At 40.0% G+C, this 20,491-nt stretch carries 18 protein-coding genes; all 18 read left to right on the top strand.

Annotated elements, in window-relative coordinates; genetic code table 11:
* The first annotated feature begins 204 nt into the window (after positions 1-204).
* The gene (locus OWEHO_RS01485; RefSeq protein ID WP_143764450.1) at positions 205-1,062 is read left to right on the top strand and encodes an alpha/beta hydrolase; all 858 of its coding nucleotides are present in this window, start codon (positions 205-207) and stop codon (positions 1,060-1,062) included.
* A gap of 104 nt (positions 1,063-1,166) precedes the next feature.
* Entirely contained in the window at positions 1,167-2,417 is a 1,251-nt protein-coding gene (locus OWEHO_RS01480; RefSeq protein WP_014200682.1) for an alpha/beta hydrolase-fold protein, read from the top strand.
* Positions 2,418-2,550: 133 nt separating this feature from the next.
* Positions 2,551-2,715 carry a hypothetical protein gene (locus OWEHO_RS18435; protein WP_014200681.1) on the top strand — a complete coding sequence of 55 codons (165 nt, stop codon included), beginning with the start codon at positions 2,551-2,553 and terminating at the stop codon, positions 2,713-2,715.
* Between the two features lie 206 nt (positions 2,716-2,921).
* On the top strand, positions 2,922-4,499 hold the full coding sequence (locus tag OWEHO_RS01475; RefSeq protein WP_014200680.1) for a S8 family serine peptidase: 1,578 nt from the start codon (positions 2,922-2,924) through the stop codon (positions 4,497-4,499).
* Between the two features lie 99 nt (positions 4,500-4,598).
* Positions 4,599-5,633: a serine hydrolase domain-containing protein gene (locus tag OWEHO_RS01470; RefSeq protein WP_041627327.1), complete on the top strand. Its 1,035-nt coding sequence runs from the start codon at positions 4,599-4,601 to the stop codon at positions 5,631-5,633.
* A 22-nt stretch (positions 5,634-5,655) separates the two neighbouring features.
* Positions 5,656-6,561: an alpha/beta hydrolase fold domain-containing protein gene (locus tag OWEHO_RS01465; protein ID WP_014200678.1), complete on the top strand. Its 906-nt coding sequence runs from the start codon at positions 5,656-5,658 to the stop codon at positions 6,559-6,561.
* Positions 6,562-6,591: 30 nt separating this feature from the next.
* Complete coding sequence (locus OWEHO_RS01460) at positions 6,592-7,152, top strand: Crp/Fnr family transcriptional regulator (protein ID WP_014200677.1); 561 nt, start codon at positions 6,592-6,594, stop codon at positions 7,150-7,152.
* Between the two features lie 64 nt (positions 7,153-7,216).
* Positions 7,217-8,128: an alpha/beta fold hydrolase gene (locus OWEHO_RS01455; RefSeq protein ID WP_014200676.1), complete on the top strand. Its 912-nt coding sequence runs from the start codon at positions 7,217-7,219 to the stop codon at positions 8,126-8,128.
* 90 nt (positions 8,129-8,218) lie between these two features.
* Positions 8,219-9,997: a tetratricopeptide repeat protein gene (locus tag OWEHO_RS01450; protein ID WP_014200675.1), complete on the top strand. Its 1,779-nt coding sequence runs from the start codon at positions 8,219-8,221 to the stop codon at positions 9,995-9,997.
* Between the two features lie 348 nt (positions 9,998-10,345).
* Positions 10,346-11,338 (top strand): NAD(P)-dependent alcohol dehydrogenase, encoded by a 993-nt coding sequence (locus tag OWEHO_RS01445; RefSeq protein ID WP_014200674.1) that lies wholly within the window; start codon positions 10,346-10,348, stop codon positions 11,336-11,338.
* A 162-nt stretch (positions 11,339-11,500) separates the two neighbouring features.
* A complete protein-coding gene (locus OWEHO_RS01440) occupies positions 11,501-12,196 on the top strand; it encodes a DUF4386 domain-containing protein (protein ID WP_014200673.1) in 696 nt (231 codons plus the stop codon).
* A 2-nt stretch (positions 12,197-12,198) separates the two neighbouring features.
* Positions 12,199-12,879 (top strand): DUF4386 domain-containing protein, encoded by a 681-nt coding sequence (locus tag OWEHO_RS01435; protein WP_014200672.1) that lies wholly within the window; start codon positions 12,199-12,201, stop codon positions 12,877-12,879.
* A 305-nt stretch (positions 12,880-13,184) separates the two neighbouring features.
* A complete protein-coding gene (locus OWEHO_RS01430) occupies positions 13,185-14,165 on the top strand; it encodes an aspartyl protease family protein (RefSeq protein WP_014200670.1) in 981 nt (326 codons plus the stop codon).
* Positions 14,166-14,309: 144 nt separating this feature from the next.
* Positions 14,310-16,637 carry a TonB-dependent receptor gene (locus tag OWEHO_RS01425; RefSeq protein WP_014200669.1) on the top strand — a complete coding sequence of 776 codons (2,328 nt, stop codon included), beginning with the start codon at positions 14,310-14,312 and terminating at the stop codon, positions 16,635-16,637.
* A 4-nt stretch (positions 16,638-16,641) separates the two neighbouring features.
* Positions 16,642-17,484 (top strand): DUF4249 domain-containing protein, encoded by an 843-nt coding sequence (locus tag OWEHO_RS01420; RefSeq protein WP_014200668.1) that lies wholly within the window; start codon positions 16,642-16,644, stop codon positions 17,482-17,484.
* 132 nt (positions 17,485-17,616) lie between these two features.
* The gene (locus OWEHO_RS01415) at positions 17,617-18,486 is read left to right on the top strand and encodes a sce7726 family protein (protein WP_014200667.1); all 870 of its coding nucleotides are present in this window, start codon (positions 17,617-17,619) and stop codon (positions 18,484-18,486) included.
* 3 nt (positions 18,487-18,489) lie between these two features.
* Entirely contained in the window at positions 18,490-19,425 is a 936-nt protein-coding gene (locus OWEHO_RS01410) for a sce7725 family protein (RefSeq protein ID WP_014200666.1), read from the top strand.
* A gap of 38 nt (positions 19,426-19,463) precedes the next feature.
* Positions 19,464-20,453 (top strand): RES family NAD+ phosphorylase, encoded by a 990-nt coding sequence (locus tag OWEHO_RS01405; RefSeq protein WP_223252706.1) that lies wholly within the window; start codon positions 19,464-19,466, stop codon positions 20,451-20,453.
* The last annotated feature ends 38 nt before the right edge of the window (positions 20,454-20,491 follow it).

Below are 20,491 nucleotides of genomic sequence, written 5' to 3'. Positions count from 1 at the left end.
GGACCTTGAACCGATCGGTTCCTAAACGTTGAAGCCCGACTTCTATTCATTTTTTGGGTTTGAATATGAAATTCCGAACCTGCACTTAAGATTACGAACCTGTGTGCAGAATCGAGCGCGCACCTTTGCCTCAGTTAGTCCAAACTTGATTTTTATAGCTAAAAATCAACCTAAGAATGGGAAAGCATTAAAATGGAGAAATCAGTGAAATCATTATTCAAATCGGCCCAAGGCAAGCAGGAAGTCTTAAGCCTGTACGACCAAAAACTGGAAGAGCTCAATATTGACTTTGAGTACATACAAGTTGAAACGAGTTTTGGAATAACAAACATCATAGCTACGGGAGATACATCTCTCCCACCCATAATTTTCATTCATGGTTCTAACGGTTGTGCACCTATTGCATTAGAAACGTATCCTAACTTGAGCAAGCGCTTTAGAGTTTACGCGGTGGATGTAATTGCCCAACCCAACAAGAGTGCGGAAACCAGACCGAGTATGAAAGATGACGCCTATGGCAAATGGATGAATGAGGTAATTGATCAACTCAACATTACAGGTGTAACGCTTGCCGGGTTTTCGTTTGGTGGATTGGTTATTTTAAAAACGCTGGAAAATGATGAAAGCAAAATCAAGGAAGTGTTTCTGTCAGCCCCAGCTTACATTGTAAATGGAAATCCGCTAAAGGCCTTATTTAAAATATTCATCCCCATGAGGAGGTATATGAGGTCGGGTAAGCCCAAATTCGTGGAGGCTTTTTTGAGAGAGCTCTTTACCAATAGAGATGAATTTGGCATCAAATACCTTTCAAAAGTATTCATGCACTTTAAGATGGATTTTACGCCTGTTCCCATTATTGATAAAGAAAAAGCAAAGCTCATCAAGACCCCTATAACGTTGATTGCGGCAAAGCACGATGTTATGTTTCCGGGCGAGAAAATGATTAAGCGGGCAACACAGATATTTCCATCCTTAAAAGAAAGTGTGCTGCTCAAAAATTCCAAACACGTGCAATCGTCCCAAGACAATCGATTTATTGAAAACTTGATATTGGAAGCATAGGTGCGCTTCCGTCTTAAGCAAAAGACGATCAAAGGGAGTGAAAGGACAAAGAGCAGATACTTGGTAAATTGAAGGAATAATTAGAACAAAATAAAGTCGGTAAAATGAATACATCAATCAAATTTGGGAGCATACATCTTATTGTTTTGAGTCTGCTCATTCACTTAGGTGCGGTGGCACAAAAAGAAAGCACCTATTTGCAACAACTGGGCTTGAAGGATAGTCTTTATTCAAAAACACTTAGTGAAACACGAACCATCTATGTTCAACTGCCAAGTGGTTACAACCCTGAAAACCAACGAGAATACCCTGTGGTTTATCTATTGGATGGCGAAGTATTGCTGCCTGCACTTAGTTCCGTTTACGAGAACTACTACGGTGGCTTTATGCCCGAGATGATTCTCATTGGTATTTCCAACGACCATGATCGTACCAAGAATCTGACACCAACCACCATCACCACCAAGTATGGAATGCCTTTTAAGGAAGAGAATGGTGAAGCCGCCACGTTTGCCCAATTTTTAAAAGAAGAACTTATTCCTTTTGTGGAGAATAAATATCGGGCTACCTCGTACAGAACATTAGTGGGCCATTCGTATGGCGGTCTCTTTGTTTGTCATGAGCTTATCAATGATCCAAAGCTCTTTGCCAACTATTTGGCCATTGATCCAAGCTTGGATTGGGATGATCAACAACTACTGAAGCAGGCACAGAAGCCCCTTCAAGTTGAGCTCGAAGGTAAGGCGCTTTTTATTTCAATGAGTGGACAATTGCATATGCAAGATCCAACTATTACCATCGACAATCTGATGCAGGACACTTCTGATTTCACCCTTTTCTCGCGCTCCATTGTGCAGTTTTCAAACTTGCTGAAGGAGAAAGGCAAAGGGCTGAAATCCTATTGGAAGTTTTATCCGAACGATATCCATGGTACGGTTCCACTGCCTTCCATGCTAGATGGAATGCTGGCCCTTTTTCACTGGTATCAAATGGAGCAAACAGATAAGTTCAATTCGCCAGCCACGCCCAAAGACGAGTTGTATGCAATTGTAAAATACCGCGCTAAAAAGCTCGAAACGCACTTCGGCTATCCCGTTCCGCCTTATCCAGAAGACCTGATGAATATGAGCGGATATATGAACCTGGACATGGGCCAACCAGATAAGGCCAAGATGTTCTTTGAACTTGCCACTGAGTACTATCCAACCAGTGGCAATGCTTTCGACTCCCTAGCTGATTATTACGAAAGCCAGAAAGATTATACCAATGCTTTAAAGGCCGTTTCTAAGGCGTATGCTTTAAGTGGTAGCAACTATCACAAGGAAAGAATGGAAGCGTTTGGAAAAAAGAAATGAGAACATGGGCTTTGGTAATCCAAGAGGTCAGTGATGACTTGCAAATACACATTGACAGAGGCCACAAAAGAGAAACCTTGAAGCAGAGACAGACTTAATGCATTCAGAAAATATTAGATAAATCAAAACGACCATGAAAGAAAAAAAGGCAAATAAAATAGCCATAGGAATCGCTCTTGGAACAGCCATTGGCGCTGCTATAGGTGTTGCTATGAATAACCCTGCCATCGGTATTTCTCTGGGGATATCCATTGGTGCAGGAATTGGATATGCATTTCAACAGAAAGAATCTAACTAATGTCTGTCTATAAAGTCCGATAGCTGCGTTACGCTCATTTTGAAAAACAGTCATTTACATCAGTAAACTTCTTGATTTTCAAAACTTCGCAAGCCTTGCCCTCAAACTTTATAGCTCAGACACTTGACTCTATAAATAGACACTAAGCCAGACAACTCAATTACAATATTCTAGTCACTAATCTAATAACCGCCAAAAAAAATAATATGAACAAGTGTATCTATGTATTAACAGGGCTTCTCTTTTGCCTAAGCCTAAAAGCTCAAAGCCAAACTGAATTTAGAGTTTATCTAAAAGATAAGGGCTCCAGCCTGGAATTACTCGAATCTCCTGAAAGATTCTTATCAACTGCTGCGCTTAGCCGGAGAGCTTTACAAAATATACCTATAAATAATCGCGATTTACCTATTGCCAAAGAATACAAACAAACTCTGAATGAATTGGGGGCTATACCCATGGCCCATTCCAAATGGTTGAATTATGTCTATGTCAGTCACCCGCAACCAGCATTAATAGCCTCCTTACCTTTTGTGGAGCGAATTGAGTTTTCCAAAAGACATCAAAGTTTCTTGTGTGGTGTGAATTCTGGCGATACCCTTGATTATGGATTTGCGAATGGCCAAATTGAAATGTTGAATGGCGATTTACTTCATCAGGAAGGTTACACAGGAACAGGCATTACCATTGCTGTAATTGATGCCGGGTATGAAGGCTTTATCCAAAGTTCAGCCTTTGATAGCCTGCGAACTTCTCAAAGACTTTTAGGTACTTTCAACTATATTTCTAATGATTCAAATGTTTTTTCTGGCTGGGGCAGCCATGGTACAAGTGTGCTATCTATAATGGCTGCAAATCTGGCTGATACCATGATAGGAACCGCTCCTGATGCGAACTATTGGCTGTTCACCACCGAGAACATCCATCAGGAAACTCCCCTTGAAATGGATCATTGGGTAATGGCAGCTGAATTTGCTGATAGTGTTGGAGCACAGGTTATCAACACTTCACTTTCATACCAATTATTTGATGATCCACAAGATAATTACAGTTACAGCGACATGGATGGCAATACTACCGTAATTACCAGAGCAGCAGATATAGCTGCTTCAAAAGGTATTTTGATAGTTGCTGGCGCAGGAAATGAAGGAGGCACATCTCAGCCACATATTGCAGCTCCTGCCGATGGTGATTCGGTGCTTACCGTTGGTGCTGTGAACTGGCAAGGAGACTATGCTTCGCTCTCAAGCATCGGCCCAAGTTTTGACAATCGTGTAAAACCCGATGTAATGGCACAAGGCTCGCCCACAACTTTAATTGACGGTACCGGGAATTTCAACGCTGATTTTGGCACCTCATATGCGGCTCCCCTAGTAGCCGGCTTAGCAGCTTGTTTAATTGAAGCTTATCCATCAAAGCACAGTGAAGAAATAGCCAATTATATTCGAGAATCGGCACATCTTTATGCCACTCCAAACGATTCCATGGGATACGGTATTCCTGATTTTCAACTGGCGCTTAGTCTTTACGCTCCTGAATATTTAGTAAAAGAAACGGAGTATAAGCTCTACCCAAATCCAGTGCAAGATCACATCATTATAGATGCTACGACTCAGAAAAACTGGGCAGCAGAACTTCGCATACTTGACTTAAGCGGTAGGTGCATAGTTCAAAAGGACATTCAAGCTTATGATGCCTATCGCCTCAATCTAAACCTTAAGAAGGGTAGTTATATCATACAACTTACCGGAGATATCAACGGTATTTATAAATTTCAAAGTCAGTAACAGCGAGAGCTATCTATTTTAAAAACTGACAGCAACAAGACGTTATGGTGCAGGATAAGGCATTGTATTAATCGAATAATTTTCGCCAAGCCCTTTAAAATGAATAAACCAATCAAACGCATGATCAGAATAGCTTTACTGGCAGCAACCGTGGTTTCCCTGTATTTTGTTCCTTGGATTTTGGTAAAAGTCTGGATACTTCCATTGCCTGATACGGTTCAAGAACAAGTGGATGAGGCTATCGATCATGGGTTTGATGGAATTGTTGTTTATATAGATGAAGGTGGTAAACCTCCGGCTTTTTATGCTGGTGGCTGGCATGATCGTGAAAACAAAATACCGGCAAATCCTCATGCTTTATTCAAAATTGCCAGTATCAGTAAGTTGTATGATGCTGTGGCTGTAACCAAATTGGTAAGTGACGGACGACTTTTTCTCGACAAAACCTTAGCCGATTACTTACCTGAACTTAAAGGAAGAATTGAAAACGCAGACAAAATTACCTTACGCATGATGATTCAGCATAGAAGTGGGATTCCTAATTTTACGGATGCTCCAGATTTTTGGTCATCCCCCACCCAGACCTATGAAGAAAGTCTTGCACTGATTTTGGACAAGCCAGCCAACTTTGAACCCGGCAAAAAGTATGAATACTGCAACACAAATTATTTGTTGATCAATAAGATAATGGATAATGAACTAGGGTATGACAACTTCAAATTCATTCAGGAAGAAATTCTTACCCCACTAAACCTTGTACACACATTTGGTTCGCTTAAGGACGTAAATATGGACGATGTGATGAGTGGCTACCATGTTGGGCATCCATATGATTTAAAGGAAGATGATCATGGCATGTTAACCACTGCCGAAGACGTGGGCATTTTTCTACGTGCCTTAAATGACGGATCATTGTTTGAACCAGGAGAACAGGAGATTTACTCCTCCATTTATAAATATGAGCATGCAGGCTGGGTTCCGGGATACCAAAGTTTTGCAAAATACCATGACAACCTTGATGCTGTGATTGTTGAATTCTACAGTACCACCGATCCTAAACTGTACAATTGGAACTTGTCTGAAATCATAAATAAAAGAATTGTCAAGATTCTGAAAAGACAAAAAAGGCAATAACGCGGCACTACGATTAACTAAAATGATGAAACCAAGTCTTTCGTACTATTTTACTCTACTAGTAATTAAATTAAAGGGAGTTAAAAGAAATTTTAGCAGCGACCCTATAGATTATTTGAAAATTAGAAAAGAAGACATTCACCAGCCCAGCGGCAATTTTTTCAAAAAACATGTACTTCGCACTTTTAAAATTTCAGAGACCATAATATCAGAAGTAGGGTTAAACGAAAACTCCGAAAACCTTTTGATTTTTATACACGGGGGAGCCTTCATTTCTGGTCCTACTAACCTGCATTGGGGTTGTGTAAAAGAAATTGCAAAAAACTCAAATTGTAAAATTTGGATGTGTGATTATCCAAAGTCACCAGAGAATCAAATAAACCTAATTTCTGAAAATATTGACTCTATATATTCGTCAGCATTAAAGAGCTACCAAGGAAATCAAATTTCTATAATTGGAGATTCTGTTGGTGGTACCTTGGCAACCGCCCTCATTCAACGATTGATTTTGAAAAATGGAGAATTACCCCAGAAATTGATTCTGATTACTCCTGTAATGGATTCAAGTATGACTAATCCAGAAATTGAAACTTTTGATAAGTTGGACCCAATGCTTTCAAAAAAGGGAGTGCTAAGTGCAAAAAAAATGTGCGCTGGAAATAAGGATTTAAAAGACCCTATGATATCTCCTTTATACGGGAACTTCGAAGGATTTCCAGGTACGCTTTTGTTTATTGCTCAAAACGACATCATGTACCCTGACGGTAAACTAGCTGAAATAAAGATGAAGAAAAGCAATGTAGACATTGAAATAATTGAAGGAGAAAATATGCCTCACATATGGCCATTACTACCTGTGATGAAAGAAGCGAAAACCGCTTTGAACAAAATAATCCGAACAATAAATACAAATCACCTCAATAACTAAACTGCATAAAAAACCAGTTTAGCCAAACCGATGAAAGACTTTCTGAATAAAATACATACAATAGACCAAGCAATTCTTGACAAGTACATTTCGTATTGGACAGAATACACTGCTCCCAAAAAGACTATAATGACGGCTCCAGGCGAAACGGAGCGCTACATGTATTTTGTGCTCGATGGGGTTCAAAAATCCTATTACCTAAACGAAGACAAGCAACACGTCATTGCTTTTACTTATCCCCCATCATTTAGTGGAATTCCAGAATCATTTCTAACTCAAACACCCTCAAAGTATTTTCTGGAAACAATCACCGAAAGTTCATTCCTTCGGCTTCCTTTCAAGAAGCATCAGCAATTGATGCAGGAACATCGGGAACTAGAGACTTTGTTTAGAAAGGCAACTGAACTCTTTCTAATAGGCATTGTAGAACGACACTATGAATTAATGGCTTTTGATATAAATCAGCGCTTTACATCTTTTGCGCAAAGAAGTCCTCACCTGTTCAATTTAGTTGCCCACAAAGATTTAGCTTCCTATTTGCGTATTGATTCCACAAACTTCAGCAAGCTGTTCAACGCGATTAAGATTTAGAATCTTGGTTTATACCAAAAATAAAATGTGATGCCTGCCTGACCTTTGTTTCAAATTAAAAACAATGAAACAGGTACTAAACATTTTAATCTTATTCATCATGAGTTCAACAGCATTTTCCCAATCGTGGGTTGACACTTCGCTTTATCCTTTTGAAAATAAATTTCTGCGATTGGAAGCAGGCAACATGCATTATGTAGATGAAGGCAAGGGTGACCTTATTCTTTTTATTCATGGCACGCCTACATGGTCATTCTTATACCGAGATTTTATAATGGATCTTTCAAAAGATCATCGTTGCATTGCCATAGACCATCTTGGGTTTGGATTGTCTGAAAAACCAGACTCCGTATCGGGAACACCTGAATGGCACGCTCAAAACCTTAGTGAGTTTATCAAAAAATTGGATCTGCAAGATATTACACTGGTGGTACATGATTTTGGCGGCCCCATAGGATTAGCAGCCGGAATTGAAAATTCTGAGAGAATCAAAAGGGTTGTATTATTTAACTCTTGGTTATGGGCAACAAACGAGGGGAAGCAAGCTCAAAAAATAGACAAAGCACTAAACAGTGGTCTAGGTAAATTTCTCTACCTAAATATGAATTTCTCTACCAAGGTATTATTGAAAAAAGGATTTGCCAACAAGAAAAATCTATCGAAAGAAGTACATGAGCAGTATATAAAACCATTTCCGGATAAAGGCTCTAGAATTCCTTTATTGAACCTTGGAAAGGCCTTAGTTGGTTCTTCAGACTGGTATCAAGGTCAATGGGAAAAACTTGACCCATTAGCCGAAAAAGAATGGTTGATACTTTGGGGAACTAAAGACGAATTTATCACTATGGAGAATCTACGTAAATGGCAAGAAAGACTACCAAATCACAAAACCAAGGAATTTGAGTGTGGTCATTTTGTTCAGGAAGAAAAAACTGAAGAGTCAATAAACGCAATTGATACTTTTATAAAAAAGTAAAACCCGAACTCCACGGCAACACCTAATTTTTAATCTACAGTTTTTAGTTTTAAAAATGAGCAAACTATCTTGCAGGTTTAAACTGCCGCCATGCCTGCCACTACCATAGCCGTACTGCCTTTTGTAAATATGAGCTCCAATCCTGAAAATGAATATTTCAGTGATGGTATTACAGAAGAAATCATCAATGCTCTAGCTAAAATCGAAAGCCTACAGGTAACTTCCCGTACCTCATCTTTCTTTTTTAAAGGTAAAGCAGCACCTATAAAAGAAGTTGCAGAAACACTTGATGTGTCCGTGATTCTTGAAGGTAGCGTACGCTCGGCAGGCAAAATGGTTCGCATTACTGCCCAGCTTATTCAGGCTGAAGATGATTTTCATTTTTGGTCAGAAACCTGGGATCGAAAACTGGAAAATATTTTTGAGATACAGGATGAAATAAGCTTACTCATAGCAGAAAAATTAAGGGAACAGTACGGACACTTTGAAATAGCCGAACACCTTGTAGAGAAACAAACGGAGAGCATCGATGCTTATGAATACTCCCTCAAGGCCAAGTTTCTTTTAAATAAATGGAACCCAGACGATGTAAAAAAAGCTATAGAACTATGGAGCAAAGCATTGGCTATAGACCCCAATCATATTCCTTCTTTAACGGGAATTGCAGATGCGTATGGCTTTTTGGGAGTTACTCAAAATATGCCGTATGAAGAGGCTTGGACCAAAACTTCGGAATATACCAACAAAGCTTTAGAGCTTGACCCGGGTAACGCCCCGGCACATTACCAGCTTGCCAATATTTCATTCTTTGTAAAAGCAGACTTTCAGGAAGCCTACAAATACGCTCAACGATCGGTTGCACTACAGCCCAATTATCCTGAGGCGCAGCAGTTTTTGGCCTTTTTATACCTTATTTCAGGAGATAAAAAGCAAGCTTGGGAACACCTTGAACGGGCATTGGAAATTGATCCATTGAATGAGGAAACCATTTTCTACAAGGCCTATTACCATCATACTGCAGGAGAGTTTGAAGAGGCATTAGATATTCTGAACCAGCGCCTTGAGAAAAATCCTCAAAACTTACCTGCACTCATTACTAAGTGTTATAGCCTGCTAAATATTAATCGTCAGGATGAGGCTTTAGCCTTCCTTGATCAAGCCCCCGAAGGACTTGTTCCTCCTGGAGATGCCTTGGGAATTCCCTGTCTTGCGCACATTATCTCTAAGGATAAAACTCAAAGTGACTTATGTTTTGAAGAACTTTTGAAGCAAGCTGAAAACCCAATGGCTTTTCAGCAGCACGCTTACCTGATACAGGCTTACGCCTTAAAAGAAGAATATGACAATGCTTTTGAATGGTTAGAAAAAGCCATCGCCATGAAATCACCCATACTTTTATTAAGTTTTTCAGGCTCCCTCAACAGTAATCTTCGTAAAGATGAGCGCTATCCAGTGTTTCATTCCAAACTGTATGGGCAGTTGCCAAAAGCCAAGCCAGAGAAGGAAAAAACTGCTTTGTTGGATGACAAAACCGCCACCAATTATTCAAATTCACTTCTTACCTACATGGTTGAAGAACAGCCCTATCTTTCCCCAGATCTCTCGCTCCGCTCTTTAGCAGAAAGAATTGAAATTCACCCCAACCAACTTTCATGGCTACTAAATGACAGACTGGGTAAAAATTTCAATCAGTTTATAAATCACTATCGCGTAGAGCATTTCAAGAGTTTAGCAATCGATGAAGCCAATTCTCATATTTCCTTAATTGGCTTAGCTTATGAAAGTGGCTTTAATTCCAAAACGGTTTTTAACACCTATTTTAAAAAGGAAGTGGAAATGACGCCCAAGGAGTGGTTGAAGGCTCAATAGAAGCCGTAGGCTATTTCACAAATAAATAATATCCACCCCCGGTCTGCGACCACCCCCGCCAGCGGGGGACACGCCTATCCAAGGGCATTTTCACATAAAGAAGTAAACTCGTTACCAAAAGCCAAAATTTCTCACTTGCCAAAAAGATAGCGGCTGCCTGTGCCGCGCTGGCGGGGGTGCCTGAAAGGTGGGGGTGGATAACTTCGCGCCTTGGCGACTTTGCGTGCAAACACTTTCCTGTCCACATTTATAATCCCGAACCTCCTCCTGTAGATCCCGAACTCCCACACTACCATATCACGCTTCATTTGCATCGTAATTCAATTGTAAACCAAAAAATCAATTACGATGACAACAAATACAATGAAAGCGATAGTAGCTACGGGATACGGATCTCCATCGGTTTTTCAATTACAAAATGTAAATCAACCTACCTTAAAACCTAATGAGGTATTGGTGAAAATCAAAAACACAACCGTAACACAGGCTGATGCCATGATGCGCACTGGCAAACCCTATATCGGGCGGTTGATGCTTGGCTTATTCAAACCTAAACACCAAATTTGGGGAACTAGCTTCTCAGGGATAGTTGAGGCGGTAGGATCTGAAGTTTCAACCTTTAAACCAAGCCAGAGAGTATTTGGCGAAAACATTGAATCTTTTGGTGCTTATGCCGAATATATTACTGTACCCGCAGATGGAACAGTAATGCCACTGCCTGATAACATCAGTTTTGAAGATGCTGCCGGTATGGGCGATGGTCCGGTTACTTCATTGAACTTTTTACGCAACGTAAGTGGAGGCATCAAGCCTGGTCAAAAAGTGCTTATCAATGGAGCTTCCGGAGCTTTGGGAACTGCTGCTGTGCAGTTGGCCAAACAATTTGGGGCAGAGGTAACAGGTGTTTGCAGTACCCGAAACATAGGTCTGGTTAAATCTCTTGGGGCCGACCATGTGGTTGATTACACCAAACATGATTTTACGCAAAACGGTAAAACCTATGATGTGATTTACGACACCGTGGGCAAAAGAAGTTTTAAAGATTGTAAACGCGTGCTTGCCGAAAATGGCCAATATCTTTCGCCTGTTCTCGATCTTGGGCTTTTGTTTCAAATGATGTGGACCTCAGCTTTCTCTTCCAAAAAAGCAAAATTTGCAGCTACAGGTATGCTCAAATCTCCAGAAATCAAAGAGATGTTGGCTGAACTCATTGACATCATTCGCCAAGGCCGCTTAAAAACTATAATCGACCGTCAGTACCCTTTAGAAAAAGTTTCGGAAGCACATACTTACGTAAGTGCTGGTCACAAAAAAGGCAACGTGGTAATCGCTGTTCGCTAGTGTCTGTCCATAAAGTACGATAGCTTCGTTATGTTTGTTTTGAAAACATCCATTTACGACAGTAAACTCCTTGGTTTTCAAAACTTCACAAGCCTTGCTCTCGCTCTTTCTTGCTCAGCCACTTCATTTTTTAAATACAACTTCTTTTTAAATATCTCAATTATGAAATCACTTAAAACCACTGCCCGACTTACCGGGCTAGGATATCTAATCATTTTTATCTCTGGCTTTTTCGCCAATTTCTACACCCTCGAAAGCATGGTGGTAGATGGACATGCACTATTAACTTCTATAAATATTATTAATCAGTTTTCACAGTTTCAAATGGGCCTGATTGCCTTTTCTATAATGGTTATTGTAGACATCATACTCGCCTTTCCTTTGTATAGATTGCTAAAAAATGAGAGTGAACGACTGGCTACCACATCGTCTATCCTTAGGTTAATCAACGGAGCCATTTTCGCAATAGCACTATTTAGCCTGTTTGAGATAGCAAGCCTTGCTGCAAATTCTCCACAAGATTTAGCAGGAGATGTCGAAAGGTTGCTCGCTCAGTTCAACATGGTATGGAATATTGGACTCTTGTTTTTTGGAGCTCATCTTCTACTGCTTGGATTACTGATCTTCCGTTCCGCTAGTTTTCCTCAGATAATTGGGGTGTTACTGCAAATTGCTGGCATAGCCTATCTAATGGATAGTGGCGCACAGTTATTTCTTTCAAATTATAAGGATTACCAAAGCTTGTTCGAAATGCTAGTTATAAGCGGAGGTGTAATTGGAGAGTTTTCACTGACACTTTTTCTTCTTATCAAGGGACTAAGGTTTAAAAAGTCATCAACTCCTCAATTGGCAATATAATTATGAAAGCAACTAACACATCCTTAAGCAGATTTGCCATCATAGCAGGTGCCTCACTCCTGCTAATGGCGATAACCGCAGGTTTTTCATTCGGGTATGCACATTCAAAAATTGTACTGCTGGATGATGCCAACACCACTTTACAGAATCTCATAATTTCAAAAGGACTTTTCCAGGCAGAGATTCTTGGATGGTGTCTAATCTTAGTTCTTGATGTAATCGTGGCTTGGGCTTTATATTACTTTTTTAAAAGTGTAAACAAATCAATTTCTGCACTCACAGCATGGATAAGAATTATCTACTCCATCATTCTTGGAATGGCCATAGGACAGCTGATGACCATCTGTAAGCTACTTGAAGAAACCAGTGAAGGCACTGCTCAAATAGTGATGGAACATATTCAAAGCTTTGAAAACATCTGGACTCTAGGACTGATTGTATTCGGTTTTCACCTGATCGGCCTTGGCTATCTGGCTCTAAAATCTAAGCTTCGATTTTGGGGAGTTCTTTTAATCGTTGCCGGGTTTAGTTATTCCCTCGTATGCACACTCAAGCAATTCCAAAGCTTAGAGAGCTTGGCTGCCAATTTGGAAATGATTCTAAGCATCCCTATGACGGTTGGCGAATTAGGGTTTGCTGTTTGGCTACTGGTACGCGGTAAAAAACGTACAGCAGCATCTTAAACCAATCAACGGATTGTATTGCCCCTTTAAAACGAACCCTTCTATCTATGTAGAGGGGTTCGTCATTTTTACCATTACCCATCCATTCGCAATGTAGTTTGGCAATAGGTATTAATATGTAATTCCATACCTCCTAAACCGAATCCCGAACCTGTAGGCTTCTGCTTCAAGCTTCTTTTGCTCCAACGATTTAACTGGGGTAAAGCTCATCATGGAATAATCCTTTTCGAACCAATCAAACTGCTTTTGAAACCAGCAGACGGATTTCTCCCAAATGACTTTTGCCTCACCAAAAAACGAATAGCATGAAGAATCAATTCAACCAAACCAAAACATTCAAAAAGTATTTCCCAATGATACTTGGTTTATACTTTGGCGGCCTGCTTTTCACTAGTTGTGGAGTACAAAGTGAAATTTACTGGACAGAAGGAAGCTCTGTTGACACAAGTATCAGCCCACTACAAATACCGCTTTACAAACTCAACAAGCTCATTTTAATAAAAGGAGAAGTGCGTGGAGAAAGTGGCTATTTCATTTTTGATACCGGAGCGCCAGGATTGGTGCTTAATGAAGCTCACTTTGAGGATTATCAACTCGACCCAACTCGGAAAGTAACAGGCGTAAACGGTCAGCTTCATGATGCACATATTCTGTATGTACGCAATTTGAAACTGGGCAAAGTAGCTTTTAAGCAGCAGACTGCTGATGTGATTGACCTCAGTCACATTGAAAAAAAGAGAAACGTGAAAATCCTTGGCCTTTTAGGTGTGGATTTATTCAGAGGGGTTGAGTTGGAAATCGATTTGCACAAGCATATTCTTAAAATCTATAAAACCGATAAAGAGGGAAACAGGCTTTACGCCAATACTCCGAAATACAAATCAAATCAAATCTCCATGCCTTTTAAATACAGCGGAGCATTCATTGAGCTACAGGCTGAAATCAATAATAAATCGTACCGAATAGCTTTTGACACGGGCTCGGAAACGCTGCTGCTAGACAAAAATCTAGTGAATCGTGACAAGATTTATACAAGCCTGATTTCTAGCCAAAGCCTTTTGAGCACGGATGGCTCCAAATCCGGAATCGAAATCCGCCAGTTGGAAAACATCAAAATTGGTTTAAACCTTAAAAAGGTAACCACACTCACCACCGACTTCAAAAAGTTGAGATCGCATGGTATTAATGTAGACGGCCTGATTGGCTACGATTTAATGGCATCTGGTATTGTTACTATCAACTTTAAAAACAGAATCCTTCAAATCCAACCTTACGCTAAAGCATAATTAACAAGCGGGTTTGTCCCTATTTATAATCCCGAACCTATTACGTGAAATGCAGGACTTCTTAGCCTCAACCCACCAATAGCTTTGCCCCAGCAAATGAGACAAAAGCAAAAACTCTCATCATCAACACCAAAAACCAATACAATGAAAAAAGTATTTACTCTTATTCTTAGCCTGCTGATTTCTTTAGCTCAAGCCGAAGAAAAAGCTACACTGAGCGGACACGTTAGAGATGCCGTAACTGGTGAAACCTTGATAGGTGCCACCGTGTATGCACCTGAAGTGAAAATTGGTGCCACCACCGATTTAAACGGGTTTTATTCTTTGAGTTTACCTAAAGGTAAATATCAGCTTCAAGTAAGTTTTATTGGTTACGAAACCAAAACAATAGAGATTCAGACTTCAGGAAACAGCACTCTGGATGTAAAACTAACCTCCTCTTCTACTACGCTTACGGAGGTTACCGTAACTGATCAGGCAAAGGCCGCCAATGTGGAGGACATGAAAATGAGTAGCGAAGTACTTAGCATAAAAACCATTAAGGAAATACCCGCTTTTATGGGTGAGGTGGATGTACTTAAAGCGATTCAAGCGTTGCCGGGTGTGCAATCTGGTGGCGAAGGAACCACTGGTTATTTTGTTCGCGGTGGTTCAGCTGACCAAAATTTGGTGCTGCTGGATGGCGCCACAGTTTACAGCCCAAGTCACTTAATGGGCTTCTTTTCGGTTTTTAATGCCGATGTAATAAAAGAAGCAGAGCTCTATAAGGGAGGCGTTCCTGCACAATACGGTGGAAGATCTGCCTCCCTTCTTGACATAACCCAAAGAAATGGCGACAATGAAAAGTTACATGGAAATGGAGGCTTAGGGCTTATAGCCAGCCGACTTAGTTTGGAAGGCCCTATTCAAAAAGGAAAAAGCTCTTTTCTGGTAGCTGGCCGCAGAACTTACGCAGATGTATTCACTAGAATGAGTAAAAGAGAAGATCTGAAAAACAGCGTAATGTATTTTTATGACCTCAATGGGAGACTGAATTTCAGACTTGGTGAAAAGGACGTTGTTACACTGTCAGGTTATTACGGTGATGATGTTCTTAAAAATAAGGAACAGTTAAGTTGGAATTGGGGAAACCGAACCGCTACTGCAAACTGGAAACACTCCTTTTCTGATAAGTTGATTGCTGATATCTCCGCTCTTTACAGCGATTTCAACTATACTTTGGCAGTAAACTCTACAGGAAGTTCAGATTTGGAATGGAAAGCCAGAATCAATGATGAAACACTAAAAGCTGATTTCACCTATCTGGCCAATTCAAGATACTCCTTCAAAATAGGTGGGGCTTCTATCTATCACACTATTCACCCGGGCAACATCAGCATTACCGGCAGTGATGTAGAAACATCTTTTGACCTGGAAACACAGCGAGCACTTGAATCATCTGCCTACCTGAGCTCTACCATAAAAGTGAATGATGAGTTTACCATTGATGCCGGCCTGCGCTATTCTATGTTTCAAAATATTGGTGGCACGGTAAATCGCTATCAGAATAGTACCAATGAGCCACTATCAAGCACAGAATATGATGCTGGGGAGTTTCACGGAACTCAAGGCGGTTTTGAATCAAGACTGAGCATGCGCCATATGTTGGGCACTTCAAGCTCTATCAAAATGTCGTACAACCGAATGATGCAGTATTTGCAGCTGGCTTCAAATTCTACCACGGGAACACCACTTGACATTTACTTTCCTGCTTCGGAAAACATCAAGCCTCAAATTGCGGATCAGATTGCTCTAGGGTACTTCAAAAACTTTAACGACAACAGCTACGAGTTTTCGGCAGAGGTGTACTATAAATACATGCAAAATCAAATTGATTTTAAAGACAATGCAAATTTGATTCTCAACGAGCACCTTGAAAATGAAGTCCTTTCTGGTGATGGACAAGCCTATGGATTAGAATTGATGCTAAAGAAAACTCAGGGGAAATTTACAGGTTGGATTAGCTACACACTTTCACACACCGAGCGCACTATTGAAGGTATTAACGATGGCAAAGCTTACTTGCCAACTCAGGATCGCCCGCACGCTATCAATATTGTTTCGTCTTATCAGGTAAAACCCAGACTACAATTTGGTGCAGCCTGGACCTATTCCAGTGGAGCGCCAATAAGTCTGCCCACTTCTTCCTATGAATTTGACGGTGTAGTGGTTCCAGTATATGATGAAAAGAATGGATATCGCCTTCCCGACTCTCACCGCCTCGATGTTTCCTTCACACTAGATGGAAAGAAAAAGCCGGGCCGCAAGTGGGAATACAGTTGGAATTTCTCCATCTACAACCTATACGCTCGTCAAAACCCATTCAGCATTCAGGTGCGCCAAAATGCGGACAACCCAAGACAAACCGAAGCAGTACAAACCTCATTGGTAGGAACTATGGTTCCTGCTATCACCCTAAACTTTAAATTTTAACACCATGAAAAATTTATCCATATTATTAATATCCGCCTTTGTTATTCTATTATCATCCTGTACCAAGGTGGTAGATTTAAAACTAAATGAGCCTGAAAGTAAAGTTGCCGTAGATGGCCTGATTTCAAACCGTGCTGGGGAAAGTTTCATAAAACTTGCTTACACTAAAGGCTACTTGTCTTCAGATGAACCTGAAACCATAATTGATGCGCAAGTAAGCGTAAGAGATAACCGTGGTAATCTCATCCTTTTCACTGCTTCAGGTAATGACGGGCTGTACCTGCCTCCTACCGATTTTGTAGGCGAAGTTGGTAAAACCTACACGCTGGATGTGCAATATGAAGGAGGAAGTCTTTCAGCTGAGTCTACCATGAATGATACCGTTTCGGGAAACAATGTGAACGTGATAAAAGCTGATGTAACAGACCCATATCTTGACGCTGGTTATCATTTGTTGGCTACTATTAAAAAATACCAGGAAGAGGACAACTATTACAAAGCTGAGATTTTTATAAATGGTGTAAAACAGATGACCACAGCCTCTGATATTATAGCTTTCGATGATCTTATGTTTGAGGCCGGTGAAGAGCTGGAAGCTCGCCTTTACACCTGGGCGGAAACTTTGGAAGACGATGAAAAACCACAAATGGGTGATGTGGTTACACTACAACTCATCAGCATTAGTGAAGAAACCTATAAGTATTTAATAGCACTTTCGGAAACACCTATGCAGGGTGGTCTTTTTGGAAAAACACCAGCCAATGTTCCATCAAATATTGAAGGTGGCTTGGGATGGTTTCAGGCAAGTTCATACAACATTTCGGGAGAAGTAGTTGTACAGGAGTAACAATAAAGCTTGGTCTTTGAGAATAATGCGAAGTTGACCGGAGGGGTCGGCTTCGCGTCTTTTTTATAGATTGGAGATTTTATAATACCTTGTTTGCAGTAGCTCTCTATACAAAACTTCTAACTTTGCGGCATGTCCTTAAAAAATCCATATAGCCAAAATCAACTACGTGATTATTCCTCCTTGTTTTCCCGAAGTCATGTGGAGTCTTGGTTACGAAACGATTTCAGCTCAATTCATCATAAGGTGGATCGCTATGATAAAGACTGGAGGGGTTCAACGCAGGCAACTTATTTGGATTACCTGAAGTACGTTTACAAAGTAATGGAGACTCATTATCAAAATGAATATATCTTTAAAAATTCGATACTCAATGAATGGCTGATAAAAGAGGTCGGCCAAACAAACTCCAAGGTGTTTAGCGAGTATCGTGTAGGAAATGCAATAGCCGATTTGGTCATGTTCAACGGTTCCTCCCGAGCATTTGAGATTAAAACAGAGTACGATTCTGCCAATCGGCTAAAGTTGCAACTGAAAAATTATCAAAAGGCTTTTAATGAGATTTACTTAATAATTCCTAAATCAAAGTTGAACCTCTATAAAAGTTATTCTGTCGATGTAGGCTTAATTACTTTCAATTCTGGGGGTGAAAATAAATTTGAGAAAATCACTTCTGCTCCCCCTAACCCCGAAGTAGATCCAGCAGTTATCATGCATATCCTTCATACGCATGAGTATAAATCCATCGTGAAAAAGTTTTACGGAATTTTACCTAAAATGACTAGTTTCAATCAATTTAACAAATGTTCCGAGTTGATTCATAAAATCCCAAACGATAAACTTAACCTTCTTTTCATCGGTGAGATGAAAAAAAGACAATTAGAAAACACCCTATCCACTCGCTACTATAAAGAATTCAACCAATTGAGCTTGGCATTAAGAATGAAGAAATCTGAAAAGAAAGAGATGATGCTTAAACTCAAGTCGCCACTAAATACTTAACCAATGTACTATCCGCTGCTGAGAGCAAGACAATTTGAACTCATTGCATTACGAGAACTAGCAATGGAAGGAAGAACTCAAGATACTGTTTTGCCAATTCTTGAACCCGTAAAAAAAAGTCACAACAACTTTGATTTGGCTTATAAGGTCTTTAGGGAAACAAATCAGCGGGTATTCGTAATAGCAAACCCTACTGTAGGTGAGATGAATGGTGATCACTCATATTACGCAGACTATATTTCATCCCTTGATCAGTCGGTCTTCATGCCTGCTTTCCATTTTCGAAATAACTCCACCTACATTTCTGATCTTATTGATAAGTATGCTTTCAATAACTGTTTGCTTTTATGTCAAAATGATGTTAGTTCGGATGACTCTGGACTTGAGCAATTATTGAGCATGGATGCCGTAACCTCCGTTGTTGTTGAAGACCCGGGCCGAAACAGGTCTTTAGACAGATTTATCAGACGTTTTGGAAAAGCTTATATCCGACTAGATGACCTATTTGAGAAACAGGCCAGAAATAAAGATTTTCTTGAAATAGAAAACCATAGATTTTCTGAAGAGCATCTTTATTTTGATGAAGAAAATTTTGATGGATTTTCTGACTTTACAATTTTGCCTAGTGAGTATGCCGAAGGGGGAAGTACGCCACGAGCTGTTGTTATCCATTTGACCTATCTAAATGAAAAGGACCAAATTTGGATAAGACACTTTACTTCGGACACCAATGACTCTATCGCAAACATTCAGGGGAAATTTGCGGAAGCTGCTGAAAAAGCGGTTAGTTATTGTAGATCCCATGGCTTAAACAACTCAGCTATTAAAGAGCTGGAAGAGTTTTATGATGAGCAACATTATCCTGGATTGGGAACGGTGAAAAAGCTTTCCATAAAAAATCATCTTTTAATCGTTAGCCAATATTTAAGAAGAAAGTAGAGATGGAGGTCTGTCCGAATTGCTTTGCTGATAAAGAATTGAAAGGCTTCATTACAGCCTCTTCAAAACTAGGAGACTGTAAAATTTGCGACTCTGAAGGGGTTCACCTCTTGGCTATTGAGGAGCTACTTGATTTCTTTCAGGAACTCCTAAACAACTTCCAGAAAGTTGAGAAAGGGGAACCTTTAAAAACTAAAATTCAGGCTAACTGGAACTTCTTTATTTCTGAAAATGTGACATTCAAAATATTAGATAAGGTCTTGCCGCAAATCTCTACAAGCATTTCTGATGCAGGCGAGCGTGTGGACTACATAGATGAAATAAAAGACAATGTCGATTATTGGAATGCTTTGCAAAAGGAATTGAAGTGGTCTCGTAGATATTTGACGGACATTAAATATCTTACCGAAGAACTTAAGTGGGACAAACTCTTAGATAGCCAGATTGAGTTAAAAACAAATCGTGATTTATATAGAGCGAGGGTTCACCATCAAAGTGGTCTTCCAGCATATCCATTCGAAAAAATGAATTGTCCACAACCTAACTTGGCTAAAGCGGGCAGGGCAAACCCTTTAGGTATTCCGTACCTATATCTTTGTAATAATCCCAAAACCGTGCTTTATGAAGTACGTGCATCGTATTTAGATGAAGTTAGTATAGCTACATTTAATTTAAAAGAGAATTTCTCTCCTGTGAGAATTGTTGATTTTACGGAAACACCATCCCTCTACCAGCCAGATAATGTAGCTGAGATTTTAAAGGCTAGGCTTTTGAAAAAGAAGATTAGTGAAGATCTCTCAAAACCTATGAGAAGATATGACACTGAGATAGAGTACATCCCTACTCAGTTTATCTGTGAATTCATCAGAATATTTACTGGAGCAAGTGGTATCCAATTTACGAGTTCTCTAGATCCCAATGGCATCAATCTGGTAATGTTCGACCAAAATTTAATGGAATGTACACAGGTTAAGCTTCACCAAGTGAGTGAGATTAATTTAGAATCAGTGGAGCTTAAGGATATGTAGAAGGGACAAAAACTCATCTTTCCTCTATATTTACTCCT

The sequence above is a fragment of the Owenweeksia hongkongensis DSM 17368 genome (genome assembly GCF_000236705.1).
Taxonomy (GTDB): Bacteria; Bacteroidota; Bacteroidia; order Flavobacteriales; family Schleiferiaceae; genus Owenweeksia; species Owenweeksia hongkongensis.
Note: the sequence above shows the minus strand (reverse complement) of the source record. Positions and strands in the feature narration are given on the sequence as shown.

Bases quoted from the DNA above. Each gene is read 5' to 3' on its own strand.
- OWEHO_RS01480 (WP_014200682.1), top strand. From the start codon at position 1,167: ATGAATACATCAATCAAATTTGGGAGCATACATCTTATTGTTTTGAGT.
- OWEHO_RS18435 (WP_014200681.1), top strand. From the start codon at position 2,551: ATGAAAGAAAAAAAGGCAAATAAAATAGCCATAGGAATCGCTCTTGGA.
- OWEHO_RS01475 (WP_014200680.1), top strand. From the start codon at position 2,922: ATGAACAAGTGTATCTATGTATTAACAGGGCTTCTCTTTTGCCTAAGC.
- OWEHO_RS01470 (WP_041627327.1), top strand. From the start codon at position 4,599: ATGAATAAACCAATCAAACGCATGATCAGAATAGCTTTACTGGCAGCA.
- OWEHO_RS01465 (WP_014200678.1), top strand. From the start codon at position 5,656: ATGATGAAACCAAGTCTTTCGTACTATTTTACTCTACTAGTAATTAAA.
- OWEHO_RS01460 (WP_014200677.1), top strand. From the start codon at position 6,592: ATGAAAGACTTTCTGAATAAAATACATACAATAGACCAAGCAATTCTT.
- OWEHO_RS01455 (WP_014200676.1), top strand. From the start codon at position 7,217: ATGAAACAGGTACTAAACATTTTAATCTTATTCATCATGAGTTCAACA.
- OWEHO_RS01450 (WP_014200675.1), top strand. From the start codon at position 8,219: ATGCCTGCCACTACCATAGCCGTACTGCCTTTTGTAAATATGAGCTCC.
- OWEHO_RS01445 (WP_014200674.1), top strand. From the start codon at position 10,346: ATGACAACAAATACAATGAAAGCGATAGTAGCTACGGGATACGGATCT.
- OWEHO_RS01440 (WP_014200673.1), top strand. From the start codon at position 11,501: ATGAAATCACTTAAAACCACTGCCCGACTTACCGGGCTAGGATATCTA.
- OWEHO_RS01435 (WP_014200672.1), top strand. From the start codon at position 12,199: ATGAAAGCAACTAACACATCCTTAAGCAGATTTGCCATCATAGCAGGT.
- OWEHO_RS01430 (WP_014200670.1), top strand. From the start codon at position 13,185: ATGAAGAATCAATTCAACCAAACCAAAACATTCAAAAAGTATTTCCCA.
- OWEHO_RS01425 (WP_014200669.1), top strand. From the start codon at position 14,310: ATGAAAAAAGTATTTACTCTTATTCTTAGCCTGCTGATTTCTTTAGCT.
- OWEHO_RS01420 (WP_014200668.1), top strand. From the start codon at position 16,642: ATGAAAAATTTATCCATATTATTAATATCCGCCTTTGTTATTCTATTA.
- OWEHO_RS01415 (WP_014200667.1), top strand. From the start codon at position 17,617: ATGTCCTTAAAAAATCCATATAGCCAAAATCAACTACGTGATTATTCC.
- OWEHO_RS01410 (WP_014200666.1), top strand. From the start codon at position 18,490: ATGTACTATCCGCTGCTGAGAGCAAGACAATTTGAACTCATTGCATTA.